This window comes from Stenotrophomonas pictorum JCM 9942 (genome assembly GCF_001310775.1).
In the GTDB taxonomy this organism is placed as follows: domain Bacteria; phylum Pseudomonadota; class Gammaproteobacteria; order Xanthomonadales; family Xanthomonadaceae; genus Stenotrophomonas; species Stenotrophomonas pictorum.
This window is the reverse complement of the sequence record NZ_BAZI01000303.1, coordinates 1-3244: the sequence shown is the minus strand read 5'-3', so window position 1 is coordinate 3244 and position 3244 is coordinate 1. Positions and strand designations below refer to the sequence as shown.

At 67.0% G+C, this 3244-nt stretch carries 3 protein-coding genes and 1 pseudogene; all 4 read right to left on the bottom strand.

The window, feature by feature from the left end:
* Positions 1 to 98: 98 nt before the first annotated feature.
* Entirely contained in the window at positions 99 to 413 is a 315-nt protein-coding gene (locus tag JCM9942_RS12780; RefSeq protein ID WP_003107092.1) for a DUF736 domain-containing protein, read from the bottom strand.
* 802 nt (positions 414 to 1215) lie between these two features.
* A complete protein-coding gene (locus tag JCM9942_RS12775; protein ID WP_054660124.1) occupies positions 1216 to 1965 on the bottom strand; it encodes a hypothetical protein in 750 nt (249 codons plus the stop codon).
* A 318-nt stretch (positions 1966 to 2283) separates the two neighbouring features.
* Positions 2284 to 2493 carry a hypothetical protein gene (locus JCM9942_RS12770; RefSeq protein WP_016448845.1) on the bottom strand — a complete coding sequence of 70 codons (210 nt, stop codon included), beginning with the start codon at positions 2491 to 2493 and terminating at the stop codon, positions 2284 to 2286.
* 61 nt (positions 2494 to 2554) lie between these two features.
* Positions 2555 to 3244: pseudogene (locus JCM9942_RS12765) on the bottom strand (chromosome partitioning protein ParB); the annotation flags it as partial.

Genomic DNA, 3244 nt, shown 5'->3' with positions numbered 1-3244 from the left:
TTACCTTCGGAACGAGCCTGCTTCTCATAGGTGCTGACTGGATAGGTGCTGTACCAACAGCACAGCGCCCCGCCGCGATGGGCGGGGCGCTGCGGCGGTCACGCCGCCTGGGGCTTGCTGCGCGACCAGATCAGGTCGTGCGTGCCGTCCTCGCCTTCGATCAGGCGGGCATAGACCGGAGCCGGGAACGAAGGATCGTCGAGGGTCACGGACTTGTATTCCCGCCCGGCCTCGCTGGTCTTGTTCCATGCCGCGCCGATGTCGTGGCCTGCGGCCTGGAGGCGGAAGTCGGGGGCGTTCTCGCTGCTGCCCTTGTCGTTGGGAACCAGCTTGACCTTGACGTTGAGCGTCAGGGTGCGCAGCGTGCCGGTGAAGCCGTCTTTGTCGGTGGTGAAGGTGCCGATGTTGGCCATGATGATTTCTCCTTTCGGTTGAACAAGGTTCGCGCCCATCGCGTCCTTGTTGTGATCCGGCCGGCGGGGGACGGGCTGGCTGCACCGCTTGCGGTCGAAACGCAGTGGAGAACCGGAAGGTGAAAAGAATTTGCTGCGCGAGGAAGCCGCGCAGCGGCGGGGAAATTGTTTTCGCCGGACGGTTGCAGCCATGAAGCCCGAGGCGCAGCCGCGCCCCCGCCAGGATTCACAACGAGACAAGGACGCCTTGGGCCGAACCGCTCCGAAAGGAGATAGGGCCGGCTCGCCCCCCCCCGCCCGAAGGCATCTCCGGCACGCCCCCTGACGCGGGCCAGGTCAACCACCCAACGACAAGCGAGAACGCCCTTGCCGCACCTTGCGGCGCAGGTCTTGAGGCGTGGCGTGGAAGCTCCATAGCGATGCCGGGCGGGTTGTCCGTGAACCGTCCTTCGTGACGTGATGGGCAGGAACCGCCAGCGTTGAGGACGGCACGCATCCGCACAACCTGCCGCAGCAAGCGCCAGCGTGTTTGCCAGCGTTGCGACCATCGCGGCGGGGCGCTGGCCAGGCCGATCCAGCGCAGCCGGTTCGGCCGCATCGAAGATGCACCAAGCATCGCGCGGCGGGGATAGCCTGCAAGGCTTTCCCCTGGAGGCAAGCGCAGCGCCGCAGGCGCGCAGGCGTGAGGGATTGAAGCCGAATGGCCGTGACGGCAAAGACGGCACGGGACGCAGCCCGAAAGCCCGGCGGCGCATAAGTGCCGCCACGCCCTGTTCTCGCCTCACGAACTGGCTCGAACGCTCTACAGGATGAAGCTGCCTTGGTCGGCGTAACCGTGCGGCTCAATCACCACCGCGGCCACTCGCGCCTGCACAGCACGCTTGCACGAGAATTCCTCTCCGCCATCCTGTATCCAAGCGCCGAGCCGACGTTCCAGCCAGCCGTGCGCGCACGCCGCGCCGTCATCCAGGCCGTCGTTGAAGTCGGCTTCGACCTGCTCATTGCGCGGGTCAAGCAGTACGTGGATCGCCAACTCGTCGCCGCTAATCGCGGCGACAGCCGCAGTTGCCGGCAGGCCGTCGAAGGTGAAGCGGTACAACCCGCGCACGCCGCCTCCGTTCGTCGGGTCGGCGCCGGCCCACCAGTCCTCGCCCGGGGACAACCCGAACAGGCGCTGTTCCAAGCCGGCGTTGATCGCCGCGACCATCAGGTTGCGCCATGCGTTCCAGCGCACGCCGCGCTGCTTGCGCAGCGGATAGGTCTTGAACGGCGAGTAGGAACGGTCCAGCTCTGGTAGCAAATGCAGGTCATCTGGTGCGTTGTAGCCCAACTGCCGCAACCGCTGGATCGCGCGTGCATTGCTCGGTTTGCTAGCCTCGGCAGTGGCGCGACCGCCGAGTGCGGCGCGCAGCGCCGCATGGGTTCTGAACCCGAGCGCGGCGGCTACGACCTCGCTCATATGCGCGGAACGGACGCCGCTCACGCGGCGCTCCGCCCGCTGTTTGAGATTGCGGACGGCGGCCTCGGAAACAAAATAGGTAGATGCAGACATGCCAAATTCCTCTGTACATGGCCGATGTCTGCCGATTACGCATCGACCGAAGGAATGGGCACGGTCAACGTAACGAATGAAGCGGTATAGAACGTCGTTTAACCCGGCAGCAGGTTCAGCTAGACGCGGCTGTACGCTCATCATAGCGACCGACTGCCGTGAAGCAAGTGCGCGGGAGGAATCCCGCGCCGCCCTGTCCCCGCCTGGCTGAAGGCGGCGACGGGGCGATTTTGTTTTGGACGTTGGAACCGGGCGCGGCCACCGCCGCGCCCGGATTTTGGAACAGCCCCCGGCTCAATGTGCCGGGGGCTGCCGCTGCTATTCCTTCGTCTCGATGAGCCACCACACGGCACGCGGCAAGGCGCGGCCCGTGATGGGATGAATGTCGGTGAGGTCGGCGCAGGCCATCCAGCCCGAGGGCGGGCGATAGCCGCGCACGTCGCCTTCACCATGCCAGCGGCGAGCGCGTACCGTGCCGGGGGCATAGGTCGCCGCCATGCGCGGGCGGCTGTTTGTGGTGCGGGTCATGTGGCTTCTCCTTCCAGCGAAGCGCCCCGGTCGAGGCCGGGGCGCTTGCCTTCGGTGCGGGTCAAGCGGCCAGCGCCTCGGCGGGTTCATCCGCCATTGCTTCGGCATCCTCCGGCGCGTCCTGCTCCGGGCCTTCTTCCTGCGCGGCCTCCTGCGGGTCTGCGGCCTTGAAGATGGCGGGCATCCAGCCCGTGCCATCGGCCAGCCGTTCCGCTTCGCTGGCAATGTCGGCCTTCTTGAGCTTCGCCAGCCGGTTGACCTGCTCGGGCGCGTACTCGCCCACGGCATCCAGAATCGCGGCCTTGGAAACGTGCTTGAAGTAGCCTTCTGCGGTCGGCTTCCACCATGCGGCCATGTCGAGGCCCACGGCCTGCGCTAGTTCCTCGCCGCGCTGGTGCGTCGTGGCGCGAGGCGTCACCACGTCTACCGTCGCGGCCACGCAAACCGCCAGCAGGCGCACCAGTTCGTCTTGCGAATTCACCAGCAGCGCGGCGAACAGTTCGGCGCTGTCCTCCGGCAAGGCTTCACCGGCCACCTGTTGCAGTTCGCGCAGCGCCACGGCGGCGGGCGATTCCGGCCAGTCCGGGGTCATGCCTTCCAGCCGGTCTTGCGCCGTAAGGCGCACGCCCAGCGGCAGGCCATCGCCGTAGGCGTCGGGCTGCAAGACGGTCTGCACCATGCCATGCACCAGCGCGGCCAGCGCGACGTGCGGATGCCGTGCGACTTCGATTTGCAGCGCGGCGGTGCGGTG